Below are 23,848 nucleotides of genomic sequence, written 5' to 3' on the forward strand. Positions count from 1 at the left end.
GTGGGCGGGCATGTATCTTCTGGGTGTTTCGTTCATGCTGCTGCTCCCCCCCTGGGAGGGCTACGACGAGTTCGCCCATTACTCGTATGCGCAGCAGCTGGCGGACACCGGAACTGCTCCGTCCCTGCAGGAAGGCAGGCTGTCGACGGATGTGGAAGCCTACAGGCGGGCTACGCCGACGCCCTACAGCACGACCCCGCCCTTCGATGAAAACGAGGGTTGGACCTATCGGCAATGGTTCGGCAGGGATACGACCCCACGCACCCATGTGCACGTCCAGCCATTGACGAGCAGGGCCTTCTCGCCAGGCGAGGCGAGCAACTGGCAGGCGCAGCATCCGCCACTGTATTACAGCCTTCTCGCTCCTTTGGTGGCGCAAACCGCCGGCCTTTCCTGGGCCGGCCAGTTGCTGGTGTTGCGCCTGGCGTCCTGGACGGTGGCCTTTGCAGGCTTTGCCGTGTCGATCCTTGCGACTCGTCATCTGCTGCGTCGTCGCTTCCCGGATCTTGAGCGGGATTTCTTCTTGATCTCCGGGGCCTGGGCACTGGTGTTTCCCGGCTTCTTCCCGGAATTCGCGCGCCTGGGCAACGACTCGCTGGTTCTTCTGCTACTGGGGCTGGCCTGGGCGGTGTTGCTGCGTCGTGCGTTGTCGCCCATGCATTGGGCCTGGTACGGGCTGCTCGGAATCCTGCTGGGCCTGGGCGCCCTGACCAAGGTGACCTTCCTGCCGGTGGCAGTTGCCGCCCTGGCCTGGCTGGGATGGCTCGGCTGGCGTTGTGGCGGCTCGGGCGAGCGTTGGCGGACCTGGGGCGGCGCGCTGCTGGCCGGGCTGCTGTTCGCCTTGTTCTCGGCAGGCTGGTATCTGCGCAACCTGCTCGAGCGGGGTTCGCTGACCGGATTGGTCGAGCTTTCGGAAGAGGGGACGGGCGGAGCCTTGTTCTGGCTCAACGCGTTCGCCCACCCGTTCGAGCTGATCAAGGGCCTGCTGGGCATGCTGATGACCTTTGTCTGGGGCGCTTCGGCCTCCAGCGCCTACCCGCCTGTCTGGTCGGTGCTACCTCTGGTGCTGCCGGTGCTGGTGCTGCTGCCGCTGTCGCTGTTGCTGTTGCGCCGGCCGGCGTCAGAGGCGGTGGTGCTGGCGCTGTTGATGGTGGGCGCGGTTGGTGCCGGGCTGGTCTACTACCTGCTGGTGCGGGTTGCGGCCACGGGGGTAGGGGCCGGAGCGCCCGGATGGTACCTGCATACCCTGGTCGGGCCTCTGAGCCTGCTGCTGGCCGGCGGTTGGTCGTTGATCCGGGAGCGGGTTCGGCTGGCGCCGCTGCTTGCCCGTGTCTGGATCGGCTATGCGTTCTGCTTCTGCCTGACCGTCGCCTGGCTACAGCTGGCCCTGTTCAGCGGATGTGCGTTCAAGACAGCAGAGCGGAGAATCTATTCCTTCGACGATGTGTCCTGCCTCGGTGAGCTTCCCCGGCTCTACGCCAATCTCGACACCCTGGCCTATCCCGCCGCCGGCCTGGCGTTATCCTTCCTGGTTGCGGCCATGATGGTACTTGCGTGGCGCTGGCGAGATCGTCGTAGTCTCGAGCCGCGATGATCCTGCGCAACAGCCTGCTGAGCCTTTCCTCGCTGGCCATACCTCTGCTGGTGGGGCTGCTGACCGTGCCCTTGATCATCGAGGCGCTGGGGCTCGAGCGTTTCGGTGTGCTGACGCTGGTGTGGGCCGTGATCGGGTATGCCAGCCTGTTCGACCTGGGCATCTCGCGTGCGCTGACCAAGCGGGTCGCGGAGCTGCACGCACTGCCTGCCCGGCTTCGCACGGCCGTGAGGTCAGGCATCGGCTTGATGCTCCTGCTGGGTCTGCTCATGGGGCTGCTGACGCTGGCTGGCGCTTCGCTGCTCGATCACCAGCGCTTCGGTCTGGAGCGCGAGGAACACCGAAACGGCGCGTTGCTGCTGGCGCTCAGCGTGCCGCTGGTGATAGTGGGTGGCGGTTTGCGAGGGGCGCTTGAAGGGCTCCATCGCTTTGGCGTGGTGTCGGCGGTGCGTCTCGCCTTTGGACTGGTCACCTTTATCGCGCCGGTATATGCCCTGCAGCATGCGCCGCGCCTCGACGTGATCATCGCCATCATGCTCGCCGCGCGGATCCTCGGGCTGTGCGTGATGGGCTGGGCCTGCAGGGCTTATCTGGCCAAGGGACGCGGGACCCGCGGCCGCCGATGGGCAGAGCTCAGGCGGATGCTGACCTTTGGCGGCTGGGTCACGGTGTCGAACCTGGTCAGCGCCGTCATGCTCTATCTTGACCGTTTCGTCCTGGCCGCAGGGCCGCACGCTCCATCGTTGGCCTACTACACGACGCCCTACGAATTCGTCACCAAGCTGTTCATCCTGCCTTCGGCACTCAGTGGCGTGCTGTTTCCCCTGATGGCCAGGAGTGGCAAGGTCGAGGATGCCCACAGCGGCCTGCTAACGCTGGGCTGCTCGGCGGTGCTGGTTGCGGTCCTGCCTGTCGTAGGCACATTGGTGCTGTTCTCGACCGAGATTCTCCAGGGCTGGATATCGCCGGCCTTCGGCGAACATGCCTCGCTGCCGTTGCGGATCCTGTCCCTGGGTGTGCTGGTGAACTGCCTGGCGCAGATCTACCAGACCTACCTGCTGGGTCGCGGCAAGGCGTTCTGGATGGCGCGCCTGCACCTGATCGAACTCATCCTGTTTCTTCCCGCGCTGTATCTGGCGCTACGCTGGTACGGCATCGCCGGAGTTGCCTGGGTCTGGACCCTTCGGGTCGTGGGCGATGCCCTGGCGATGGGCTGGATGCTGCGCTGGCTGCAACTGCCCTCCAGCCAGCACTGGCTGCCGCTGGGGATCGCCATGGCGGCGGCTGGCGTAGTGTTTGGTTCGTCCTTCCTGGGCGTTCAGGCGCGTGGTCTGCTGGCTGCCGCGCTTTGGGCCGCATGCGCCCTTGCCGGGTATCTGCTGCTTCGTCATTCTGCCTGGAACAGAGCCGGAGTCCGCGAGCGGGCAGGCTGAAGCGTTTTCCGCCTCTGCGCAGGAGCCTGCCAGCTGGTATTCTCCGCGCCCATGAATCGCTCCCTCTACAGCATCCTCTTCCATCTCGCCCTTCCGATCATCGCCCTGCGCCTGTTGCTGCGCGGGCGCAGGGCCCCGGCCTATCGGCGTCGCATCGGTGAGCGTTTTGCGGTCGGGCTGCCTGCATTCCAGCCCGGCGGGATCTGGGTGCATGCGGTGTCGGTGGGTGAAAGCATCGCGGCGGCGCCGATGATTCGCGCGCTGATGGAGCGCTACCCCGAGTTACCGGTCACCGTCACCTGCATGACCCCCACTGGCTCGGATCGAATCAGGGCGCTGTTCGGCGACCAGGTCCAGCATTGCTATTTGCCTTACGACCTTCCCTGGGCATCGGCACGCTTTCTTGACCGCCTGCGCCCGAAGGTCGCAATCATCATGGAAACCGAACTCTGGCCGAATCATGTTCACCAGTGCTCCAAGCGGGGCATTGCGACCATCCTGGCCAATGGCCGGCTTTCCGAACGCTCGGCTCGGGGCTATGCCAGGCTGGCGAAACTCACCGGCCCCATGCTGGCAGAGATGAGCTGGATCGCGGTGCAGACCGAAACCGAAGCCGAGCGATTCCGGCAGTTGGGGGCCTCGCCTGACAGCATCAGCGTCACCGGCTCGATCAAGTTCGACATCAGTGTCGACCCGGAGCTTCCTGCCCGTGCGGCGGCGCAGCGGCAGGGCTGGGGCAGCCGGCCCGTCTGGATCGCTGCCAGCACCCATGCGGGGGAGGACGAGATCGTTCTGGAGGCTCACCGCCGGTTGCTGACCGAGCGGCAGGACGCCCTGCTGATCCTGGTGCCAAGGCACCCCGAGCGCTTCGACAGCGTTTTCGGCCTCTGCCAGCGGGCTTCGTTTCCCACCCAGCGGCGCACCACCGGGGATGCGGTGACCGAGAGCCATCAGGTGTTGCTGGGCGATACCATGGGTGAGCTCCTGTATCTCTATGCCCTGGCGGACGTTGCCTTTGTCGGCGGCAGCCTGGTGCCCATCGGCGGCCATAACCCGCTGGAGCCTGTCGCCCTCGGGCTTCCCATCCTGACGGGGCCGCATCTGTTCAACTTCGCGGAGATTACCGAGCAGTTGCGTGAGCCCGGCGTCCTGCGCGTCCTGCAGACGGCCGAGGAGTTACACGCGGCAGTGAGCGATCTGCTGGCAGATGCGAGCCATCGGGACGCCCTCGCCACCGCCGGCAGGCAGGTGCTCGGCAGAAACCAGGGGGCCTTGGAGCGCCTGATAAGAGGTATCTCCCAAAGGTTGCACTGAGCCTGCCCGCGCTGCCCCAATGGAATTCGGCCGCTTCTGCGCTGTCTTTCAAAGGTCTCGGGCAGCAAGGACCAGATGTGGCCTCCATGGAGCGTATTTCCCCCCGCAGGACCTCTTTTTCTCCCCAAGACCGCGCCCTTCACAACGGCTTGACGGTCCGGGTTGCCATGACGCCCCCATTCTGTCGCGTTCTCTGACGCATGAGGGTGCTGGTGACTGGAGCTGGTGGCTTCGTCGGCCAAGCCGTGCTGGCGCGCTTGCAGGCTGAGCCGGACTGGGAGCCCGTAGCGGCTTATCGCCGGCCCGGAACTGCCGCGCCGCCCGGTGTCCGCGCGCTCATCATCGGCGACCTGGCCGATGATTGGCAGGTGGGCCTGGAAGGCGTTCAGGTGGTGATCCATTGCGCCGGTCGGGCGCATGTCATGCAAGACACCTCGGCGGATCCGCTTGCCGAATTCCGCAAGGTCAATGTCGCGGGCACCTTGCATCTGGCGAGACAGGCAGCGAACGCAGGTGTCAGGCGTTTCATTTTCCTGAGCTCCATCAAGGTCAATGGTGAGGCCACCGAGCCCGGGCATGCCTATACCGCTCAGGATCGACCGGCCCCTGGCGACCCTTACGGTATCTCCAAGTGCGAGGCCGAAAGGCAATTGCTGGCGCTGGGCCGCGAGACCGGAATGGACGTGGTCGTGATCCGCCCGGTACTGGTGTACGGCCCAGGCGTAAAGGCCAACTTCCGCAGCCTGCTCGGCTGGGTGAGCAAGGGGGTTCCGCTGCCACTCGGTGCGTTGCATAACAAGCGCAGCCTGGTGGCGCTGGATAACCTGGTCGACTTGATCCGCGTCTGCGTCCTCCACCCGGCTGCGGCAAACCGGACGTTTCTGGTCAGCGATGGTGACGATCTGTCCACCACCGAACTGCTGCAGCGGGTGGCCCTGGCCATGGGGCGTTCGCCACGGCTGATACCGGTGCCCGCAGCCTGGCTGATGGCCGGGGCAAAATTCGCCCGCCGGGAGGATATCGCGCGACGGCTGTGCGGGTCCCTGCAGGTGGATATCGGCGATGCCCGGCGATTGCTCGGCTGGCAGCCGCCAGTAGGCGTGAACCAGGCCCTGAAAAAGACCGCCGACGCCTTTCTCGCGGAGCAGCCACGATGATGTCCTGGTGGTGGCTGCCCGCCGTTGCCGGGCTTTCGCTGATGCTGGCGGGCAGCCTGCGCCACTACGCCCAGGCACGGGATCTGGTCGATGTACCCAATGCCCGGAGCTCGCATTCCACCCCGACCCCACGCGGTGGCGGAGTTGCCATCGTGGTGAGCTTTCTGCTGGTGATCCTGGCGCTGTTCCTGGGAGGCACGGTGGAGCCCTCGCTCGCCTGGGCCTTGCTTGGCGGAGGGCTGGCGGTGGCCGCGCTCGGCTTTTTCGACGACCACGGACACATCCCCGCCGGGTGGCGTCTGCTGGGGCACTTTTGCGCGGCGACCTGGGCGCTGGCCTGGCTGGGTGGCTTTCCGCCATTGGTCGTGCTGGGCATGGAACTCGATCTCGGCTGGTTCGGCCACATCGGCGCCGCGGTCTACCTCGTATGGCTGCTGAATCTCTACAATTTCATGGACGGCATCGACGGGATCGCCAGTGTGCAAGCCATAACCCTGTGCCTGGGGGGCGCCCTGCTGTTCGCGCTACTGGCGACCGAGGCGGCCAGCCGATCGGCGACCATCCTGCTGCTGCTGGCGGCTGCCGTCGCCGGGTTCCTGTACTGGAACTTCCCTCCGGCACGCCTGTTCATGGGCGATGCGGGGAGCGGCTTTCTCGGCATGGCGTTCGGCATTCTCTCGCTCCATGCCGCCTGGCAGGCGCCCGTGCTGCTGTGGAGCTGGCTGATTCTGCTCGGCGTTTTCATCGTCGACGCCACCTTTACCCTGCTCCGACGTCTGATGCGTGGAGAGAGAGTCCACGAGGCTCATCGAAGCCACGCCTACCAGGCAGCGTCCCGTCGTCACGGCGGCCACCTGCCGGTGACCCTGGGGGTGATGGTGATCAACCTCGCCTGGCTGCTGCCCATCGCTGTCTGGGTGGCCTGGGGTGGGCTCGATGGGATGCTCGGCCTGATCGTCGCTTATGTACCGCTGGTTTTGCTCGCCATCCGCTACGGAGCGGGTGGCCGTGAGGCTCCGTAGGGTGCGGACGTCAGCCAGGGCGTCCGCTGTCACAGTCGTACTGGCTGGGAGGTCCGCCCATGCTTCGTGAAAAGCTTCAGCAGCTATCCCGCCGACAGAAGCGCCTGTCGCAGCTGGCCGCCGATCTCGTCCTGATCTGGATAGCCTTGTGGATGGCCTTTTACGTGCGCCTGGGTTCGAGCTTCAGGATCGAGCCGTTCGATGGCCATGCGTGGCTGTTCATCACGGCACCGCTGGTATCCATTCCGCTGTTCATCAGGTTCGGCATGTATCGCGCGGTCATGCGCTATTTCGGCAACGATGCCTTGCTGGCCATCGTCAAGGCCGTGACGCTGGCCTCGTTGCTGCTTGCACTGGCCGTGTATTGGTACCGGGACGTGCCCGCCCTGGTACCCCGTTCGATGGTGTTCAACTACTGGTGGTTGAGCCTGATGCTGATTGGTGGCCTGCGCCTGGTCATGCGCCAGTACTTTCTGGGTGACTGGTACGTCGGCATGTCGATTCCCTTCATGTCTCGCGACGATGGCCTGACGCGGGTGGCCGTCTATGGCGCGGGCACTGCCGGCAACCAGCTGGTGGCGGCGTTGCGGATGGGCAAGTCCATGCGCCCGGTGGCCTTCATCGATGACGACAGCAACATCGCCACCCAGATGATCGCCGGCATGAAGGTCTACAAGCCCAAGCACATCCAGCAGATGATCAGGGAAACCGGGGCCGTGGAGGTCCTGCTGGCGCTGCCTTCGACCAGCCGGGGCCGGCGCCGTGAAATCCTCACCACCCTCGAGGCCTATCCTCTGCGGGTTCGCTCGGTGCCGGACCTGATGGCCCTGGCCAGCGGCCAGGTGAAGGTCCAGGACCTGCAGGAAGTCGATATCGCCGATCTGCTAGGCCGCGATGCCGTACTGCCGCGCAAGGACCTGTTCGAGCGGTGCATACGTGGCCAGTCGGTGATGGTCACCGGCGCCGGAGGCTCCATTGGCGCCGAGCTGTGCCGCCAGATCCTGACCCAGCAGCCCACCACCCTGCTGTTGTTCGAGCACAGCGAATTCAACCTCTACAGCATCCACCAGGAGCTTGAACAGCTCATCCGCCGCAAGGCGCTGAGCACCGTCCTGGTGCCTATCCTGGGCTCGATTCGCAACCCTGTGCGCGTCGCCGACGTCATCCGGACCTGGCGGATCGAGACGGTCTACCACGCGGCTGCCTACAAGCATGTCCCCATGGTCGAGCACAATGTGGCCGAAGGTGTGCTCAACAACGTCATGGGCACCCTCAATACCGCCCAGGCAGCGATCATGGGCGGTGTCAGAAACTTCGTACTGATCTCCACCGACAAGGCGGTGCGACCGACCAATGTGATGGGCAGCACCAAGCGGCTCGCCGAAATGGTGCTACAGGCGCTCAGCCAGGAATCGGCTCCCGTCCTGTTTGGTGATCGCAGCGGCGTTCATCGCGTCAACAAGACCCGCTTCACCATGGTGCGCTTCGGCAATGTGCTGGGCTCCTCCGGCTCGGTGATACCCCTGTTCAGGGACCAGATCAAACGGGGTGGGCCGATCACCGTGACCCATCCCAACATCACCCGCTACTTCATGACCATCCCCGAGGCCGCGCAGCTGGTCATCCAGGCAGGCTCGATGGGGCGGGGCGGCGACGTCTTCGTGCTGGAGATGGGTGAGCCGGTACGGATCGCCGAACTGGCGGAGAAAATGGTCCGCCTGTCCGGTCTTTCAGTGCGCAACGAACAGAACCCCAAGGGCGATATCGCCATCGAGTTCACCGGTCTGCGCCCGGGCGAGAAGCTGTATGAGGAGCTGCTGATCGGCGACAACGTAACGCCGACCGACCACCCCATGATCATGAGCGCCCATGAAGAGCACCTCCCGTGGGACCCGTTGCGCGAGGTGCTCAAGGACTTGGTGCGCGCCGTGGAAGCGGATGATTTCGTCCGGGTGCGGCAGATCCTGCGTGCCGAGGTGAACGGCTACGTTCCTGAAGGCGAGATCGTCGACTGGATTCACCAGCAGCGCGAACAGGCGGTGATCCCACCGCAGCCAGGCGAGCACGGCCTGGGCTGAGCCTCCCACCGTCGACGACCGAGAGTGGCGTCGCAACTCATGAGATCAGGTCGGCAGGCCTGCTCACTGCACGCTTCTTGGGCCTGCTACCGACCCTATCTGTAACTGTTCAGCCTTCAGGTAGGTGATCATAAATCAGCAGCGTCAGCTATCGACGCCCTGCCCTCCGTAATTGGAGCGAAAGCACCAGGGCACCGGATACGGCCACAATGGTCGCTGCTCTCGCCTGCGGGTTCAGCTCAACGTCCGTTCACCGTGCAGGTAGCGGTGTTTCAAGCGAAACACGGCGGCGCTCAGTGTGATGACCAGCAGGGCGTCGAGCAGCCAGCGAAGCAGCCCTTGGCCTGCGATGGCGAAGTCCGCCGTGGCGATGCCCATACCGACCAGGGCCATGCTGGGGATCAGCGCCAGGGTGATCATCACGCCGGTGGTCAGGACCGCTCGCTGGCCACCGATGATCACCGCGCCTGCCACCGCTCCAAAGGCAGAAATCAGTACGCCGGCGAAGGTCGGGGTCGACCAGTAGGTCATCCATTGCTGCTCGGCCAGGGGAACGGCAGGGCGTGTGCCCCAGATTTCGAGCAGCAGGGTCGCCAGCGCGGCGCCCAGCACCAGCACCGCATTTCCCGCCAGTACCGAGGTTACCCCGGTGGAGATCAAGTCGCGGGCCCCGGTAATCATGGCGAAGGGCAGGCGTGCCAGCGGCTCGAACGCCGGGGCAATGATCATGGCCCCCACGATCAGGTGCAAGGTATCTGTCCACAGGCCGCCCGCGGCGATCGCCCCGGCCATGCCCATCGCCACCAGATAGTTGAGCGAAGGATTGGTATCGCCGCGCAGCAAGAAGGCCATTTCGTCCCAGACCGTCTCGTTGCTCTCGTTATTGATTTCGTGCTGCTTGCCGGCCACCGCGAGACTGGTCGGTTCGCTCATCTCCACGCTGCCGCTGTCGCTTATTCGCAACGCTTTCAGCAAGGCGAGCAGCGGCCGTGTGGCTTCGTTGGTCACCGTCAGCGAGAGGATATCGCCGGGCGGCATCAGTGAGGCCCCTGGTTGATGGGAAATGCCCAGGATGCCCTCGACCGACTCGGCCCCCTGGAGGATGGCCTCGATGTTGGAGGCGTTGGTGGCGATACGTATGGTTCGAGGCATCTTTGATTCCCGGGTGCACAGATGGGCAGGCAGTAGGGCGCATCCAGAGGCGTCCGCAGTTGTGAGCGGCAGTCGGGCTGGGAAGTTCGTGTCCAGTCCTCTGCAGGCGCCGGCCGGGCAGCGAAGCAGACAACCTGCCCGGTTACCCGTCCCTTGTGAATCGCTCACCCATGACCTTCGAACTCCGCTGGCGGGTGCGATAGAGCGGTGCGAACCGAGGACTTTGATAGCGACACGCTGGATGATCTTGCGACATCATCACTGTAGTGCCGAGGGCGGCGACAAGCCGGGTTGGGGCCTGGGGTTGAGCGGGTCAGGGGAATCGCTTAGGGCAGATCCATGGCCAGGGAGGTCTGTGAAAATCAGAGACAACAAAAAACCCGCACCAGGCGGGTTTCTTGTGGGCTTTCGGGTGGTTTTGGCACCACCTGAAAACGAAAGGTGGTGCCCAGGGACGGAATCGAACCGCCGACACGGGGATTTTCAATCCCCTGCTCTACCGACTGAGCTACCTGGGCAACGGCGCGTATTAAACGGACTTCCGTCGGCAGCGTCAAGCGCTGCGGCAAAAAAATTTAACTGCGGCGGGCGCTTAGCGATCAGGGTGGGGATCCGATGCACGGCCTGGATGGTCAGGATACCGGCTCCGCCATTTCGAGACGGCTTCGGCGTGCCCGCAGGTCGGGCGCGCCGAGTGCTCTGGTCATTCGCTTGGCGGTACGTAGCCTTCGGCCTGGGCGTACTCTTCGCCAGAAAGGAACTTGTCCATTTCGGCCTGGAGGAACTTGCGGTCTTCGGCGTTCATCATGTTCAGGCGGCGCTCGTTGATGAGCATGGTCTGGTGCGCCTGCCATTCGTCCCAGGCCTGCCTGGAAACATTGTTGTAGATGTCTTCACCCTTGGGGCCGGGGTAGGGCGGGCGGTCGAGGCCGGGTAGTTCCTGCTTGTGCTTGCGGCAGTTCACGGTGCGGGTCATGCGGGTTCTCCTGTATGCAGGATGGCGGCCGCGCGTTCGAGCAGTGTCTTGACCGGGGCGGCGAGACCCAGGCGCGGCGGGGAGGCGAGGTTATACCAGAGCCAGTCGGCTTCGGCGATGTGGCTCCGGAATTGGTCGACCCTGATCAGCCAGGGCTCGATGGCAAGCTGGAAGTGGCTGAAGGTATGGCTGAGGCCGGGCAGGGACTGACGCTCCTGAAGCGCCAGGGCGTGGCGTTCGGCGAGGGGGATGAGGTCGTCGATCCGCTCGATTTCCGGCAGGCTCCAGAGGCCGCCCCAGAGTCCGCTGGACGGTCGCCGGTAGAGCAGAATGTGGCCCTCGCCATTGACCAGCAGCGGCATCAGGGTGTGTCTCTGCGGCAGCGCCTTGCGTGGCTTGGGCGTGGGGTAGGCCGTCTCGCGGCCCGCCTGGTGGGCCTGGCAGCCGCCGCGCAATGGGCACAGCAGGCAGCTGGGCTTGCTGCGGGTGCAGAGGGTGGCGCCGAGGTCCATCATCGCCTGGGTGTAATGGTTCACCCGTTGATCTGGGGTGAAGCGTTCGGCGGTGTCCCACAGGGCGCGGGCCACTTTGGGCTCGCCGGGGTAGCCTTCCTGGGCCTGGTAGCGGGCCAGTACGCGCTTGACGTTGCCGTCGAGGATGGGCGCGCGCAGGCCCATGGCGATGCTGGCGATGGCGCCAGCGGTGGAGCGGCCGATGCCGGGAAGTTCGGCCAGCGCCGCTACCGAGCGGGGGAATTCCCCGTCATGCCGTTCGACGACGAGCCTGGCGGTCTTGTGCAGGTTGCGTGCGCGGCTGTAGTAGCCGAGGCCGGTCCAGAGGTGCAGTACTTCGTCCTCCGAGGCGTCGGCCAGCGCCCTCACATCCGGGAGGGCGGCCATGAAGCGTTCGTAGTAGGCGAGCACCGTGGCGACCTGGGTCTGCTGCAGCATGATCTCCGACACCCAGACCCGGTACGGGCTGATGTCCTGCTGCCAGGGCAGGTCCTTGCGCCCATGGCGGTCGAACCAGGCGAGCACGGCATCGCTGAAGGTCTCGGGACTCATCGGCGGAACAGCCCTCTGAGGGCCTCCTGCAACTCAGGGCTGACCCTGTCGCCGAGCTGCTCCTGAAGTTTTTCGTTGAGCTTGTCGCCGGCGAGCCGGGCAGCAATCTGGCCGAGGCCGCTCTGGTCGATCCGGCAGGCGCGTGCGCCGAGTTCCAGCGGCCCGCGGCAGTGCAGGGGCCATTCCAGGCCGACGTAGCGCTGGCTGACCTGGCACGCGGGGTCCGGCATGTCGCTCTTGTCGCCTTCGATGACCACGCCGATACGGTAATCCATGCCCAGTACCCGAAGATCGACGTCGCCGCGGCCGTTGACGGTCAGACCTGGAATGCTTGCGCGCAGGTCGCGGTTGCTGGCTACGCCGTCCTGCAGCGTCAGGCTGCCGCCGAGCTGGCGGAACGGCGTGTCGCGGCCGCTCGGCTGGGTGGTGAGCTCCCGCTGATTGAGAAGGGCGATGGCGCGGCAGATCTGCTCCTCGAGATTGGCCTCGACCAGCACCCCGTTGGCGATGTTGAAGCTAATGTCGCCGGCCAGCGCGTCGACCCAGGCGCGCTGGCTGTTGCCACGGGTACGCAGGTTGGCGTCGAGAGTCAGGCGTCCCTGGACGACCACCTGCTCGTTCTGCGCCTCGAGCAACTGCTCCACGGCGACCTCGGCGATGCGCTGGCGCAGCGTGAGCAGCGGAACGGCCGGGCGCAGATCGAGGTTGGCGCTGGTGTTCACCTGCCCGCCATAGAGGCCGCCGCGCAGTTCTTCGAGCTGCAGCTGGCCGCCCGCGCCACGTGCCTTGAGACTGAACTTCTGCAGGGGCAGGCGGGCTACCGTCAGCTCGTTCAGGCCCAGATCGAGACGGACGTCGAGCTGGCGCAGCCTGTCGAGGGGCAGTACCGGCTCCTCGCTCCAGGCGTGGCGGGTCGGTTGCTCGGGCAGCGGTGTGGTGCCGCCGCCGGCGAGGATGGCCTCGGTCTGCACCTCGCTGTCGCGTGCTGCGGTGGCGGCCTGCTGCTCCTCGCTCGGCGGCGGCAGATAGCGGTCCAGATCCAGCCGGTCGCCGGTCAGGTTGACGCGCAGGGCCTGGGCGGAGAGATCGGTGACGGCGATGCGCCCGCGCAGCTGGCTGCCATCGAGCTTCAGGTCGAGGTCTTCCAGGGCCAGGCTGTTCTGGCTTCCGGTGATCTTCGAGACCAGCTCCACGTTGCCAAGGGCGGTGCTATCCGCCATTTCCGGCAAGGTCTGGCCGATGCCGCGCAGAAAGGCGGCGAGGTCGAAACGGGCAACCGACAGCGTGCCGTTGAAGCGCGGAACGCTGTCCAGATTTTCTACCCTGAGCTCCCCGAGCCCGCGCAGCTCGTTGGCGCTGAAGCGCAGGTTGCGCCACTCCGCCTGCTGGCTCGCCAGGTCGGCGAGCAGTTCGCCCTGGGCAGAGAAATTCAGCGTCTGGCCATCGAAGGGCTCGCCCGACGCCTCGCCGTTCAGGCGCAGGTCTTCGAGGCGATACCCTTGCGCGCCAGTGTCGAGGTGCAGGGTCGCCCGCAGCTCGCTGCGTGCGCGAACCACGGGCTGGTTGACGCCGAAAAAGGCCTTCAACTGAATGTCGACAGGGGTGTCTTCGCGGATCGCGCCGGTGCTCAGTTCGATGCTCTCGGCGCTCAGGTGCTGGCCGGTGCTGGCGTCCTGGTAGCTGACGCGGGCGTCGCGGACGGTCAGGCTGTCGATGTCCAGCGCCACGGGGCGACGCTGCCCATCAGGCGAGGGTTCGGCCGGCTCGGCGGGTGCTCGTGCCGCAGCGCCTTCGGGCTGACCGATGCCTTCCCAGTTGCCCCGGCCCTGGGCGTCGCGGACCAGGGTCAGGTTGAGGCCGTTGATGCTGATGTCGCTCATCTGCACTTCCCGGCGCAGCAGCGGCATCACCCGTACCGAAAGGCCAAGCATGCGCACGTTGGCGAGGGGCTGCTCGGGCGTGGCGACGCTGGCCAGGCTGGTGTCGTGCAGCTCCAGGCCCAGCCAGGGAAACAGGCTCCAGCCGATGTCACCACCAATCGCCAGGTCCAGCCCGGCGCGCTCGCGGGCCAGTTGCTGGATCTCGTCCTTGTAGTCGTTGGGGTCGAACAGGTGGGTCAGGGCGAAGCCCAGTGCCACGATGATCAGCAGCAGCCCCAGGAGCACCAGCCCCAGGATTTTGCCCAGCGCTTTCATGCCGAATCCTTGTCGTTGTAATCAGGGGGCAAGTATAACGCTGGCGCTCGCTCAGAGCGGCTCGAGTGGCAGGTGGCTGCGCGCGGCGAGTGCCTGAGCCTCGAGATGGTCCGCCGGTGCCGCCAGATGCAGCGGGTGTCCCGACTCGATGGCCAGGCGCGTGGCCTCCTCCAGCAGGCGTTTGCCCACCCCGCGACGACGGGTGACCTTGCGAACGCAGAGGTGCGACAGCCGCCAGGCGGGCTCGCCGCGCTGCAGGAGCGCGGCGCCGAGCAGGCGGTCATTGAAACGCCCGGCGAACAGCCGGCCGTCGCGCAGTCCCGCCTCGATCAGCTCAGCGGCGTTCTGGTAGGGCTGCAGCAGCCAGTCCGGGGCGTCGGCGTAGATTTTCGCCAGGTCACTCAGGTCCTGGGAGCTGGGATCGCTGACCGCTTCGATGAGAACAGGCATGGCAGGCTCCTGGCTGGGCGGGTCAGTGTAGTCCGCTCCGCCGAACGCCGGTAGCCGGGTGCTGCGCCGCACGCCTATAATGAGCGCCTTTTCCTGATCGTTTTTGTGGAGCTGGTGATGGCCGAACGTACGGCATCCGTCGAGCGCAACACCCTGGAAACCCGAATCACCGCCACGGTCAACCTGGACGGTACCGGCAAGGCTCGCTTCGATATTGGCGTGCCCTTCCTCGAGCACATGCTCGAGCAGATTTCCCGCCATGGTCTGATCGACCTGGACATCGTCTGCAAGGGTGACCTGCACATCGACGACCACCACACCGTCGAGGACGTCGGCATCACCCTTGGCCAGGCGTTCGCCCAGGCTGTCGGAGACAAGAAGGGCATGACCCGCTATGGGCATTCCTACGTGCCGCTGGACGAGGCGCTGTCGCGGGTAGTGATCGATTTTTCCGGGCGTCCGGGCCTGCACATGAATGTGCCTTACACCCGCGCCGTGGTGGGCCGCTTCGACGTGGACCTGTTCCAGGAATTCTTCCAGGGCTTCGTCAATCACGCCCAGGTCACCCTGCACATCGACAACCTGCGCGGCACCAACACCCACCACCAGATCGAGACGGTGTTCAAGGCCTTTGGCCGTGCCCTGCGCATGGCCGTCGAGCTCGACGAGCGCATGGCCGGGCAGATGCCCTCGACCAAGGGGTGCCTGTAATGCAGACGGTCGCCGTCATCGATTACGGCATGGGCAACTTGCATTCCGTGGCCAAGGCACTCGAGCACGTGGGGGCCGGCCGGGTGCTGGTCACCAGCGATGCGCAGGTGATCCGCGAGGCTGACCGGGTGGTCTTTCCCGGCGTCGGTGCGATCCGCGACTGCATGGCCGAGATCCGCCGCCTCGGTTTCGACGAGCTGGTCCGTGAGGTCAGCGTCGACCGGCCGTTCCTGGGCATCTGCGTGGGCATGCAGGCGCTGATGGAGCGCAGCGAGGAGAACGGTGGGGTCGACTGCATCGGTCTGTTCCCCGGCCAGGTGCGCTACTTCGGCAAGGATCTGGAGGAGGATGGCGAATCCCTCAAGGTGCCGCACATGGGCTGGAACGAGGTCAAGCAGGCCGTCGACCACCCGCTCTGGCACAGCATCGCCGATTCCGATCGCTTCTATTTCGTGCACAGCTTCTACGTCGAGGCGACCAATCCGCGCCAGGTCGTCGGCCGTGGCCACTACGGCCGTGACTTCGCCGCCGCGCTGGCCGACGGCTCGCGCTTCGCCGTGCAGTTCCATCCCGAGAAAAGCCATACCAATGGGCTGCAGCTGCTGCAGAACTTCGCGGCGTGGGATGGGCGTTGGTAATTCGAGCCGCAAGCCGCAAGCCGTTCCGCTTGTAGCCTGAAGTTCTTTCCGAAGGAAAAGGTAATGCTGATCATCCCGGCAATTGATTTGAAGGACGGTGCCTGCGTGCGTCTGCGCCAGGGCCGCATGGACGACTCCACGGTGTTTTCCGACGATCCGGTGAGCATGGCCGCCAGGTGGGTGCAGGCCGGCTGCCGGCGGCTGCATCTGGTGGACCTGAACGGCGCGTTCGAGGGGCAACCGGTCAACGGTGAAGTGGTCACCGCCATCGCCCGGCGCTTCCCCGAACTGCCGATCCAGATCGGCGGCGGCATCCGCTCGCTGGAGACCATCGAGCACTACGTCCGTGCCGGCGTGGGTTACGTGATCATCGGCACCAAGGCAGTCAAGCAGCCCGAGTTCGTCGGCGAGGCCTGCCGGGCGTTCCCCGGCAAGGTGATCGTCGGCCTGGACGCCAGAGACGGCTTCGTCGCCACCGACGGCTGGGCCGAAGTGTCCAGCGTGCAGGTCATCGACCTGGCCAGGCGCTTCGAGGCCGACGGCGTCTCCGCCATCGTCTACACCGACATCGCCAAGGACGGGATGATGCAGGGCTGCAACGTCGAGGCCACCGCGGCCCTGGCCAGCGCCACCAGGATCCCGGTTATCGCCTCCGGCGGCATCCACAACATTGGCGACATCCAGACCCTGCTCGATGCCAACGCCCCGGGCATCATCGGCGCCATCACCGGCCGGGCGATCTACGAGGGCACCCTGGATGTGGCCGAGGCGCAGGCCCTCTGTGATCTCAGGGTCAAAGACGAATAATCAGCGAGCTGCAAGTTACAGGTCCGAGACTGGAAGCGACACGGAAGGGTCTTTTCGCTTTTACTTGAAGCTTGCCGCTTGCAGCTCTTTTCGGAGAAAAGCATGGCGCTGGCCAAACGCATCATCCCCTGCCTCGACGTGGAAAACGGTCGAGTGGTCAAGGGCGTCAAGTTCGAGAACATCCGCGATGCCGGTGATCCTGTCGAGATCGCCCGGCGTTACGACGAGCAGGGTGCCGACGAGATCACCTTTCTCGACATCACGGCGAGCCATGAAGGGCGCGATACCACGCTGCACACCGTGGAGCGCATGGCCAGCCAGGTGTTCATCCCGCTGACCGTGGGCGGCGGGGTGCGCAGCGTCAGCGACATTCGCAACCTGCTCAATGCCGGTGCGGACAAGGTGTCGATCAACACCGCCGCGGTGTTCGACCCCGAATTCGTCGGTGAGGCCGCCGAGCGTTTCGGCTCCCAGTGCATCGTCGTCGCCATCGACGCCAAGCGGGTGTCAGGCCCTGGGGAAACCCCGCGCTGGGAGATCTTCACCCATGGCGGACGCAAGCCTACCGGGCTGGATGCGGTGCTCTGGGCAAAGAAGATGGAAGACCTCGGCGCTGGCGAAATCCTGCTCACCAGCATGGACCAGGACGGCGTGAAGAGCGGCTACGACCTGGGCGTCACCCGCGCCATCAGCGAGGCGCTCAGCATCCCGGTGATCGCCTCGGGAGGGGTCGGCAACCTGCAGCACCTGGCTGACGGCGTGCTCGAGGGCAAGGCCGACGCGGTGCTCGCGGCGAGCATCTTCCATTTCGGCGAATACACAGTGCCCGAAGCCAAGGCCTACATGGCCAGCCGTGGCATCGTCATGCGCTGAAGGCTGATGGGGCAGCGCCAGGTTCTGGCCGCTGGCGAGCTCCGGCTTCAGTTATATCCTCGAGAGCCCGGTCTGCCCCTGCGACAACAAGCGTGGAGCGGCCGCGCCCGGCGGGCCTCAACGCTGTAAGCCGTCCTGGTGCCGCCCAAAAAAGGGCCGGTGTCAAGACTTTCGTGGAAATCACGCTAGGCTTGAAACCACATACAGGGCAATAGGTTAGCTCTGTTTCATGTCGCTTGCAGCGGATGCGGCGTTGTGGGCTGGGAGCCACATGAGAGCCTGTGGAAAGCAAGCCGGGGCGCGCTGAGGCGGTGCAGACATTTGCTAAGAATGGGCCTACCTCAGCAAGCCTAGCCCACCTATGCGCATGCTGTCATCAGACGTTAAACCAAGTTCCTCACTAGCCCCTACCACAAAGGGGCATGGGAGCCTTGGTTATTAGCCGTGCTTGAAATGTAGCGTTCTAGTGTGTGGGTCAGCTTTGAACGCAAAATCGTTTCCGTCCATGAAGCTCATTTGGTCGTTAGTTACACGCTCGCCATTCAGCATAAACGTCCAGTAGTAGAGATCGTAAAGATCGAGATATGTTCCCGCTTCCGACTCGGTACTTTGCAGCACAATCGCCCCTGTTTTAGCATCTCGGTAACGTACCTCTACTGTGTCCTCCTGTACCAGAGTGGCTTCAATGGTCATAGTCTCAGTGGAGAGCAATAATTTCGTCTCGCCAACCTTCATGCCGTCAGAAGCTGCGACCTTTGTCTTAGCCTCCAAGGTTTCTATGGCCTCTATGGCTTCCCGGTTTTCGCGCTCAATTATTTCATCAGCCCTTGCTTTGTAATCTCGGAATAAGGAATGAACCTCATCACGTGTTTTCACGAGGAATGTGGATGCAAGTGACAAACATATTGACGTATAACCTTCCTCTACAGGCGTTGGCAACCCTCTGCCCCGCTCCTCACCGATACGAAAGAAAGACATCGGCAACGCATGGACGTGAGATGAAAGGAGAACGTACAGTCACCTAAATTGGGCCTTCTCAATTCCAGCCTTCTCAGCTATATCCTCAAGCGGAAAAAGATAAGCTGATTGCCCATGCAATGCAGTTTTCTTCTTTTTCTCTGGCAGGGTATCAAAGAATGGGTTCACCCTGATTCGCTCACGTATTTCGTCGGCCGCCTGCGACAACTTTTCTACTTCTTCATTGTTTTCAATTGCTGTGAACATGCGGATGCGAGAGGTGCAGTCGTGGAGATTAAATATATTCCAACGGCACTCCCATTCTTTTTCGTCACATTCTTCAGTGCACAAATAGTAAAACGCGATCCGAAGCTCCAGCATCGTTCGAGTAATTCCAGCAGCAGAAGCGTAATCCCAGTGCTCGATTTTTTTATCCACCCAAGGAGTGAAGGGCATGATCTGAGCAAGAGTCACTCCCTTGGTCACAAGTGCCGTGAACAAGACCGACGAATCGTAGTGCTTGGCACTTGGGGATGCTACGCCACTATAGCTCCGTGACACGTACATACACTCTCGAACAACATTGTCCAGCATATCGACAACGCGCATGTAGTCATCGCTTGGCTTACCACCCAAGGAGGAGAAGTCAACTATCTCATCGTGTGTGAGCGCTTCTGGGGTTTCGTCTGTCATTTAAACTTCTACCTGTATTAAAAATACCCTCTGGCACTATTGGTCTCGCAATATGTGTTCATTCGGTTAACGGCACCTGTATTTCAGGTGTTTCACTATACTAAAATATCAACCAATTCAGGTCTTGGTGCTTGTTCTCTTAAATCCCCGATCCCCCGCCATGAACGCCTCCAGCATGTGCGGGATCAGCGTCGTGGCATCGACCGCCTCGCCATATGCCTGTGCGTGTAGCGTGGCGTAGCGGTCGAGGTCGGTTTTCAGGCTGGCCGGGCAGGCAAAGGTCAGCTTGACGTTCTCGGTCTTGGGCAGCGGCCCCAGCCGCAGTTTCCTGGTCGTGCTCATCTGGAAGTCCCCTTGTTGAAGAACAGCGGCTGGTATGGCCGCAGCACCAGACCACGGTTGACGATGATGCGCACCGGCAAGCCGGGCCTTGCGCTCAAGGTCGGCTGGATGTTCATGTTGCGGCGGGTCATCTCCTGCCCGACCTGGTTGATGCTGTCCTGCGCGCTGTCGCGCCCGGCGATGATGATGCGATCGCCGTCCTGACGGTTCTCCGGCGCGGCCAGCTCGGCGCCGATGCCCAGCAGCGTGGTCAGCACGGCGCCGGCAAAGATCCGATCCCAATGCCAGTCCACGTCGTCTTCCAGCCCGGCATAGCCGGCCGGATCGGTGCCCACCAGGTTGTCGAGCGTGAGCGAAGACGTGTCCGGCAGGATGATCCGGTTCCAGACGACTTGAACCCGGCTTTGCCCGTAGCTCACCTGGCTGTTGTAGCGGCCGAGGATGCGCGAGCCCTGCGGGATCAGCAGGAACTTGCCGGTGGCTGTGTCATAGACCGGCTCCGTGACCGTGGCGATCACGTCGCCCGGCAAGTCCGACTTGATACCCGTCACCAGTGCAGCGGCGACCACCGTTCCGGCCATGACCTGATACGGCGAGGCCGGCAGGGTCAGGTTGCCGGAATTACGGGTTTCCGTAGAAGCGTCTTGCAGGAACGCCTCTTTCTGCTCCTGCCGGTTCTGCATGGCGGTCGGATCGGCGGGCTGGGCCGCCGTCGAGGCCGGCCCGGCGGCCATCGGATCGAAGGCCGCATTGGCAGAGAAGCCAGGCGCAGCGGCGACCTGCGACTGGGCCACCGGCGCGGCGCCTTGCGTGCCCGAGCGGAAGAACACGGATGATGCGGCCGCTTCCTCGGCCTCCTTCAAGCGGGCCAGGCGCTCGGCCTCGGCCGGGTCGTGGCCGGGGGGCGCATAGCCGGCGGCCGGCTGCTGCTGCGCATTGACGATGGCCGGGCCAAGATCGCCCGGCAGCGGCGGCCCCAGTTCCGGCACCTCGGGAGGCAAGGCGGGCGGCAGTTGGGAATAGTCGGTTGGGAGCCGCTCCAGCCCTTCGGAGCGCGAGACGCGATCCACGTTGTACAGCTCGGTGGATTCGCCTGAGCCGCGCCGCTGTGGTTGCAGCGACCACATCAGCGCGCCCAGCACGGCGACCGAGAAGCCGCCGGCGATGATCGCCAGCACGCGCCGGTTCAACCGTGTGACCGAGCGCGGCTGGGCGCGCAGCGCCACCGTTTCCGGGGCCACCTTGTCCGCCTGCGGGATGGCAAGGTCGGGAGTGTCGTCCTGGCTCATGCTCAATTCCTCCGCGCCACGCCATCGGTGCGTTCGATTCGCACCACGTCGCCCTTGTCCCCGCCCAGGCGCAGTTCGGCCGCACCAAACAGGCGATCCACGATGTAGTACGGCGAGCGGAAACGGTAGTTCACCAGTTGCCCGTCACCTTGCGCGCCGATGACGAACAAGGGCGGCAGCTCGCCCTGGGCGATGCCTGCCGGGAACTGGATATAGACCTTCTCGCCGTCATCAAAGGCGCGCAGCGGCTTCCATGACGGATTGCTGCCGCTGATCGCGTAACGGAAGCGGATGCGCTCCAGCGAAAGCCCGGTATCGACCGGCGCGGCCGTCTGAGCGGCCTGTGCCTGGCGCTGCAACGCCAGCATCCGGTCGCGCGGGTAATCCCAAGAGACGGATGCCATCCACGCGCGCTCGGTCGAAGTCAGCTCCAGCAGATAGGTGCGACGGTTGGTGGTGATGACCAGATTGGTCTTGAGGCCCGAACGCACGGGCTTGACCAGCACGTTGACGCGCAGTTCGTCGCCGGCACCGCTGGACGTGTCGCCGACGATCCAGCGCACGGTATCGCCGGCGGCCACCGTCACCAGTTCCTCGCCCGGCTGGAGCGAAACCACGGTCACACGCCCCGGCGCGGCATAAACTTGGTACAGCGCGCCATCGGTGAAGGGCCACACCTGAATCGCATTGACATAGCCCTCGCGTGTGGGCGCGACGCGCGCCTCCCTGTTGGCCTTGGACACGCGCACGGTTTCGTCGGCCGGTTCCGGTGCAGGCTCGGCGTCCTCGCCATCCGGCAGCGGCTTCAACTGCGCCGGCAGCGCCAACGGCTCGGGCAAGGCGACGACTTCCACCGGCGCCGGTGGCTCGGGAATGAATTGCGCTTCCACCGGCTCGTCGAGGGGGATCACGGGCGGCGGCTTGCCCTGCGTGGCGCAGCCCGCCAGGGCCACCAGCATCAAAGGGAAAGCGTAAAAACGGATAAGCGATTTCATGGTTTGGCTCCATCGGAAGAATCCAGTTCTCGGCTCCACGACAGACCATTGACGTAGATGCCCAGGGGATTGCGGCGCAGGCGTTCTTCGGTGCGCGGGGTTTGCAGCACGATGGACACCACGGCCGTCCACCGCTCCAGCCCGGCGGCCGCGCCGTTGACGTAGCGGCGTTCCGTCCAGCGCACGTTGAACGACGTGTCGCTTGCGCGCACGACGCTGGTGATCTGCACCGTCACCGTTTCTTTGCCGACACGGGTGAAGGGGTCGTTGGTGCGGGCGTAGTCGTTGAGCACCGCCGCGCCCTTGTCGGTGGTGTAGTCGTAGGCATCGAGCCAGTTCTGCCGCACCACGATGGGGTCGATGGACAGCGAACGCACCAGCGTCACGAAGCGCGCCAGGTGATGCGCGATCTGCGCGTCGGCGGGCCGGTACGGCGTGGCGGCCTCGCCCACGGCGCGCACCTGCCCGGCCTGATCGACCTCGATGACATAGGGCGTGACGATGGACTGCGCCGAGCGCCACACCAGGCCGGCGGCCATCAGCAGCGCGAGCACCAGGCAGCCGAAGGCCATGAACCGCCAGTTCTTCGCCTGCACACGCGCCGAGCCGATACGGTCGTCCCACACCTGCGCGGCGGCTTGATAGGGAGTGGTAGGCTGCGGCGTGTCGGCGTAGCGCACCTGCGGTCGTTTGAATCGCATGGGTGTTCTCCTTGAAGGTCAGGTGTCGGAATCGCGCAGGCTCGGGCCTTGCCCGGAGCCGCCGCCGTCGCCACCGCGCAGCGTGTGGGCGGCGGTGGTGGCGGCATGGGTGATCTGCTGGCGGCGGTGCATCCGCTTGGCCCAGGCGGGCTGCTCCTGCTTCTGCGAGCCGGCGGCATCGTCTGCGGCTGCACCGGCGCCGGATGTGGCCCCTGCGCCGCCGTCGGCCTCCGCGCCGTTCCATCCGGCGCGGAAAGGGCCGGCCATCTTCTGCCCAGCAGCGGAAGCGCCGGACGCGGCGCGGCGGCCCGCCGCCTGCGCGCCGGTCTTGGCGACGTTGCCCATACCAGCCATCGCCCCTTTGGCCCCGCCGCCCGCAGCGGCGGAACCGGCCCGGAATGCCGCACCGGCGCTGCCGGCAGCAGAAGTCGCGGCACGCGCGCCGCTGCCGGCCAGCTTCGCGGCGGCTGGCGCCATGCGCGCCCCGGCGGCTACGGCACCGCCTACGCCGGTCGCGGCGGCGCCGATGGCGACGGCCGTGCCGGCAGCGCCGACAGCGGCACCGGCCATCGCGCCCGCGCCAAGCTGCGGCGCACCGGACACCAGGCCGGTGGCGATGCCCGGCCCGAAGATCCCCAGCGCCAGCAGCGAAAGCGACGCCAGCATGATGACCAGCGCATGGTCGATGGATGGTTCGTCGGGATGCACCTGGAACTCGGCGAACAGGCCCGAACCGATGCCGACGATGACGGCCAGCACCAGCACCTTGATGCCCGACGACACCACGTTGCCCAGCACCTTCTCGGCGAGGAAGCTGGTCTTGTTCCACAGTGCGAACGGCACCAGCACAAAGCCGGCGAGCGTGGTCAGCTTGAACTCGATCAGCGTGATGAAAAGTTGGATCGCCAAGACGAAGAAGCACAGGACGACCACCAGCCAGGCGAAGAACATCACCGCGATGGCATCGAGATTGACGAACACCTCGGGGAAACCGGCCATGTCGCCGACTTGCTCCAGAATCGGCGCGGCCGCGTCGATGCCGGCCTTCGCCAGCCGGCCCGGTTGCAGGAAGTTCTCCATCGTGATGGCCGAGCCGGTGGCCGTCAGCCCCAACCCGGCGAACGACCGGAACACGATGCCGGCCAGCCAGTTGAAGTTGCCGATGATGTAGGCGAAGGCGCCGACGTAGAGCACCTTGCGCAGCAGCTTGGCGATCACGTCCTCGCCCTGGCCGGTGGCGTGGCTCATCGCCCAGTACAAACCGGCGATGGTCATGTCGATGACGATGAGCGTGGCGGTCAGGAACGCCACTTCGCCTTGCAGCAGCCCGAACCCGGAGTCGATGTAGCGCGAGAACGTATCCAGAAAGCGGTCGATGACCGTCACGTCGTTCATGATCTGGCTCCG

The 23,848-nt window shown here is 64.8% G+C and carries 22 protein-coding genes and 1 tRNA gene; 10 read left to right on the forward strand and 13 right to left on the reverse strand.

From position 1 onward, the window contains the following. Positions 1 to 34 precede the first annotated feature (34 nt). The 6 genes from ACFOMF_RS11665 to ACFOMF_RS11690 all read left to right on the forward strand — a co-directional run bounded on the left by ACFOMF_RS11665 (position 35) and on the right by ACFOMF_RS11690 (position 8,598). Positions 35 to 1,594, forward strand: coding sequence for a hypothetical protein (locus tag ACFOMF_RS11665; protein WP_386364978.1), 1,560 nt, complete (start codon positions 35 to 37; stop codon positions 1,592 to 1,594). Then, positions 1,591 to 3,027 carry an oligosaccharide flippase family protein gene (locus tag ACFOMF_RS11670; RefSeq protein ID WP_386364980.1) on the forward strand — a complete coding sequence of 479 codons (1,437 nt, stop codon included), beginning with the start codon at positions 1,591 to 1,593 and terminating at the stop codon, positions 3,025 to 3,027. Before ACFOMF_RS11665 ends, ACFOMF_RS11670 begins: the two co-directional genes overlap by 4 nt. Before the next feature lie 51 nt (positions 3,028 to 3,078). Further along, positions 3,079 to 4,341, forward strand: coding sequence for a lipid IV(A) 3-deoxy-D-manno-octulosonic acid transferase (waaA, locus tag ACFOMF_RS11675; RefSeq protein ID WP_386364982.1), 1,263 nt, complete (start codon positions 3,079 to 3,081; stop codon positions 4,339 to 4,341). 200 nt (positions 4,342 to 4,541) lie between these two features. Then, positions 4,542 to 5,498, forward strand: a complete 957-nt coding sequence (locus ACFOMF_RS11680) for a UDP-glucose 4-epimerase family protein (protein ID WP_386364985.1) — start codon at positions 4,542 to 4,544, stop codon at positions 5,496 to 5,498. Beyond that, positions 5,495 to 6,520 carry an MraY family glycosyltransferase gene (locus ACFOMF_RS11685; protein WP_386364988.1) on the forward strand — a complete coding sequence of 342 codons (1,026 nt, stop codon included), beginning with the start codon at positions 5,495 to 5,497 and terminating at the stop codon, positions 6,518 to 6,520. The genes ACFOMF_RS11680 and ACFOMF_RS11685 overlap by 4 nt, the downstream gene beginning before the upstream one ends. A 59-nt stretch (positions 6,521 to 6,579) precedes the next feature. Then, entirely contained in the window at positions 6,580 to 8,598 is a 2,019-nt protein-coding gene (locus tag ACFOMF_RS11690; protein ID WP_386364990.1) for a polysaccharide biosynthesis protein, read from the forward strand. Between the two features lie 234 nt (positions 8,599 to 8,832). Here ACFOMF_RS11690 and ACFOMF_RS11695 read toward each other — a convergent pair whose 3' ends face one another. The 6 genes from ACFOMF_RS11695 to panM all read right to left on the reverse strand — a co-directional run bounded on the left by ACFOMF_RS11695 (position 8,833) and on the right by panM (position 14,435). Then, on the reverse strand, positions 8,833 to 9,750 hold the full coding sequence (locus tag ACFOMF_RS11695) for a DUF389 domain-containing protein (protein WP_386364992.1): 918 nt from the start codon (positions 9,748 to 9,750) through the stop codon (positions 8,833 to 8,835). A 442-nt stretch (positions 9,751 to 10,192) separates the two neighbouring features. Then, a tRNA-Phe gene (locus tag ACFOMF_RS11700) sits at positions 10,193 to 10,268 on the reverse strand. A 185-nt stretch (positions 10,269 to 10,453) separates the two neighbouring features. Further along, entirely contained in the window at positions 10,454 to 10,726 is a 273-nt protein-coding gene (locus ACFOMF_RS11705) for an oxidative damage protection protein (RefSeq protein ID WP_386364993.1), read from the reverse strand. Further along, positions 10,723 to 11,790, reverse strand: coding sequence for an A/G-specific adenine glycosylase (gene mutY / locus ACFOMF_RS11710; RefSeq protein WP_386364995.1), 1,068 nt, complete (start codon positions 11,788 to 11,790; stop codon positions 10,723 to 10,725). Before mutY ends, ACFOMF_RS11705 begins: the two co-directional genes overlap by 4 nt. Further along, positions 11,787 to 13,985 (reverse strand): AsmA family protein, encoded by a 2,199-nt coding sequence (locus ACFOMF_RS11715; RefSeq protein WP_386364998.1) that lies wholly within the window; start codon positions 13,983 to 13,985, stop codon positions 11,787 to 11,789. The genes mutY and ACFOMF_RS11715 overlap by 4 nt, the downstream gene beginning before the upstream one ends. Positions 13,986 to 14,036: 51 nt before the next feature. Beyond that, complete coding sequence (gene panM / locus ACFOMF_RS11720; protein ID WP_386365000.1) at positions 14,037 to 14,435, reverse strand: aspartate 1-decarboxylase autocleavage activator PanM; 399 nt, start codon at positions 14,433 to 14,435, stop codon at positions 14,037 to 14,039. Positions 14,436 to 14,552: 117 nt separating this feature from the next. On the opposite strand from panM, the gene hisB reads away from it, so the two are divergent. The 4 genes from hisB to hisF all read left to right on the forward strand — a co-directional run bounded on the left by hisB (position 14,553) and on the right by hisF (position 17,464). Then, positions 14,553 to 15,146 (forward strand): imidazoleglycerol-phosphate dehydratase HisB, encoded by a 594-nt coding sequence (gene hisB / locus ACFOMF_RS11725; protein WP_386365002.1) that lies wholly within the window; start codon positions 14,553 to 14,555, stop codon positions 15,144 to 15,146. Then, positions 15,146 to 15,784 (forward strand): imidazole glycerol phosphate synthase subunit HisH, encoded by a 639-nt coding sequence (hisH, locus tag ACFOMF_RS11730; protein WP_386365004.1) that lies wholly within the window; start codon positions 15,146 to 15,148, stop codon positions 15,782 to 15,784. The genes hisB and hisH overlap by 1 nt, the downstream gene beginning before the upstream one ends. 63 nt (positions 15,785 to 15,847) lie before the next feature. Further along, positions 15,848 to 16,591, forward strand: coding sequence for a 1-(5-phosphoribosyl)-5-[(5-phosphoribosylamino)methylideneamino]imidazole-4-carboxamide isomerase (gene hisA, locus ACFOMF_RS11735; RefSeq protein WP_386365007.1), 744 nt, complete (start codon positions 15,848 to 15,850; stop codon positions 16,589 to 16,591). A gap of 102 nt (positions 16,592 to 16,693) precedes the next feature. After that, complete coding sequence (gene hisF / locus ACFOMF_RS11740; protein ID WP_386365009.1) at positions 16,694 to 17,464, forward strand: imidazole glycerol phosphate synthase subunit HisF; 771 nt, start codon at positions 16,694 to 16,696, stop codon at positions 17,462 to 17,464. 438 nt (positions 17,465 to 17,902) lie between these two features. Here the strand turns inward: hisF and ACFOMF_RS11745 are convergent, their stop codons facing one another. The 7 genes from ACFOMF_RS11745 to trbL form a co-directional block, all read right to left on the reverse strand. Next, the gene (locus ACFOMF_RS11745; RefSeq protein WP_386365011.1) at positions 17,903 to 18,442 is read right to left on the reverse strand and encodes a hypothetical protein; all 540 of its coding nucleotides are present in this window, start codon (positions 18,440 to 18,442) and stop codon (positions 17,903 to 17,905) included. A 39-nt stretch (positions 18,443 to 18,481) separates the two neighbouring features. Next, on the reverse strand, positions 18,482 to 19,114 hold the full coding sequence (locus tag ACFOMF_RS11750; protein WP_386365013.1) for a DUF5677 domain-containing protein: 633 nt from the start codon (positions 19,112 to 19,114) through the stop codon (positions 18,482 to 18,484). Positions 19,115 to 19,231: 117 nt separating this feature from the next. Then, entirely contained in the window at positions 19,232 to 19,456 is a 225-nt protein-coding gene (locus tag ACFOMF_RS11755; protein WP_386365014.1) for a DUF2274 domain-containing protein, read from the reverse strand. Beyond that, the gene (locus ACFOMF_RS11760; protein WP_386365016.1) at positions 19,453 to 20,745 is read right to left on the reverse strand and encodes a TrbI/VirB10 family protein; all 1,293 of its coding nucleotides are present in this window, start codon (positions 20,743 to 20,745) and stop codon (positions 19,453 to 19,455) included. The genes ACFOMF_RS11755 and ACFOMF_RS11760 overlap by 4 nt, the downstream gene beginning before the upstream one ends. Positions 20,746 to 20,747: 2 nt before the next feature. Then, on the reverse strand, positions 20,748 to 21,740 hold the full coding sequence (trbG, locus tag ACFOMF_RS11765; RefSeq protein WP_386365018.1) for a P-type conjugative transfer protein TrbG: 993 nt from the start codon (positions 21,738 to 21,740) through the stop codon (positions 20,748 to 20,750). Beyond that, positions 21,737 to 22,441, reverse strand: coding sequence for a conjugal transfer protein TrbF (gene trbF / locus ACFOMF_RS11770; protein WP_386365019.1), 705 nt, complete (start codon positions 22,439 to 22,441; stop codon positions 21,737 to 21,739). The genes trbG and trbF overlap by 4 nt, the downstream gene beginning before the upstream one ends. Before the next feature lie 18 nt (positions 22,442 to 22,459). Further along, a complete protein-coding gene (gene trbL / locus ACFOMF_RS11775) occupies positions 22,460 to 23,836 on the reverse strand; it encodes a P-type conjugative transfer protein TrbL (RefSeq protein WP_386365020.1) in 1,377 nt (458 codons plus the stop codon). Between the last annotated feature and the right edge of the window lie 12 nt (positions 23,837 to 23,848).

Origin of the sequence: Stutzerimonas tarimensis (genome assembly GCF_042648805.1) — a bacterium.
In the GTDB taxonomy this organism is placed as follows: Bacteria; Pseudomonadota; Gammaproteobacteria; order Pseudomonadales; family Pseudomonadaceae; genus Azomonas; species Azomonas tarimensis.

What these genes read in the sequence shown, in the direction of transcription:
- hisA (WP_386365007.1), top strand. Translation starts at nt 15,848, where the DNA reads ATGCTGATCATCCCGGCAATTGATTTGAAGGACGGTGCCTGCGTGCGT.
- hisB (WP_386365002.1), top strand. Translation starts at nt 14,553, where the DNA reads ATGGCCGAACGTACGGCATCCGTCGAGCGCAACACCCTGGAAACCCGA.
- ACFOMF_RS11670 (WP_386364980.1), top strand. Translation starts at nt 1,591, where the DNA reads ATGATCCTGCGCAACAGCCTGCTGAGCCTTTCCTCGCTGGCCATACCT.
- ACFOMF_RS11750 (WP_386365013.1), bottom strand. Translation starts at nt 19,114, where the DNA reads ATGACAGACGAAACCCCAGAAGCGCTCACACACGATGAGATAGTTGAC.
- hisF (WP_386365009.1), top strand. Translation starts at nt 16,694, where the DNA reads ATGGCGCTGGCCAAACGCATCATCCCCTGCCTCGACGTGGAAAACGGT.
- ACFOMF_RS11715 (WP_386364998.1), bottom strand. Translation starts at nt 13,985, where the DNA reads ATGAAAGCGCTGGGCAAAATCCTGGGGCTGGTGCTCCTGGGGCTGCTG.
- ACFOMF_RS11680 (WP_386364985.1), top strand. Translation starts at nt 4,542, where the DNA reads ATGAGGGTGCTGGTGACTGGAGCTGGTGGCTTCGTCGGCCAAGCCGTG.
- ACFOMF_RS11745 (WP_386365011.1), bottom strand. Translation starts at nt 18,442, where the DNA reads ATGTCTTTCTTTCGTATCGGTGAGGAGCGGGGCAGAGGGTTGCCAACG.
- ACFOMF_RS11705 (WP_386364993.1), bottom strand. Translation starts at nt 10,726, where the DNA reads ATGACCCGCACCGTGAACTGCCGCAAGCACAAGCAGGAACTACCCGGC.
- panM (WP_386365000.1), bottom strand. Translation starts at nt 14,435, where the DNA reads ATGCCTGTTCTCATCGAAGCGGTCAGCGATCCCAGCTCCCAGGACCTG.
- ACFOMF_RS11685 (WP_386364988.1), top strand. Translation starts at nt 5,495, where the DNA reads ATGATGTCCTGGTGGTGGCTGCCCGCCGTTGCCGGGCTTTCGCTGATG.
- waaA (WP_386364982.1), top strand. Translation starts at nt 3,079, where the DNA reads ATGAATCGCTCCCTCTACAGCATCCTCTTCCATCTCGCCCTTCCGATC.
- ACFOMF_RS11695 (WP_386364992.1), bottom strand. Translation starts at nt 9,750, where the DNA reads ATGCCTCGAACCATACGTATCGCCACCAACGCCTCCAACATCGAGGCC.
- ACFOMF_RS11690 (WP_386364990.1), top strand. Translation starts at nt 6,580, where the DNA reads ATGCTTCGTGAAAAGCTTCAGCAGCTATCCCGCCGACAGAAGCGCCTG.
- mutY (WP_386364995.1), bottom strand. Translation starts at nt 11,790, where the DNA reads ATGAGTCCCGAGACCTTCAGCGATGCCGTGCTCGCCTGGTTCGACCGC.
- ACFOMF_RS11665 (WP_386364978.1), top strand. Translation starts at nt 35, where the DNA reads ATGCTGCTGCTCCCCCCCTGGGAGGGCTACGACGAGTTCGCCCATTAC.
- trbF (WP_386365019.1), bottom strand. Translation starts at nt 22,441, where the DNA reads ATGCGATTCAAACGACCGCAGGTGCGCTACGCCGACACGCCGCAGCCT.
- ACFOMF_RS11760 (WP_386365016.1), bottom strand. Translation starts at nt 20,745, where the DNA reads ATGAGCCAGGACGACACTCCCGACCTTGCCATCCCGCAGGCGGACAAG.
- hisH (WP_386365004.1), top strand. Translation starts at nt 15,146, where the DNA reads ATGCAGACGGTCGCCGTCATCGATTACGGCATGGGCAACTTGCATTCC.
- trbG (WP_386365018.1), bottom strand. Translation starts at nt 21,740, where the DNA reads ATGAAATCGCTTATCCGTTTTTACGCTTTCCCTTTGATGCTGGTGGCC.
- trbL (WP_386365020.1), bottom strand. Translation starts at nt 23,836, where the DNA reads ATGAACGACGTGACGGTCATCGACCGCTTTCTGGATACGTTCTCGCGC.
- ACFOMF_RS11755 (WP_386365014.1), bottom strand. Translation starts at nt 19,456, where the DNA reads ATGAGCACGACCAGGAAACTGCGGCTGGGGCCGCTGCCCAAGACCGAG.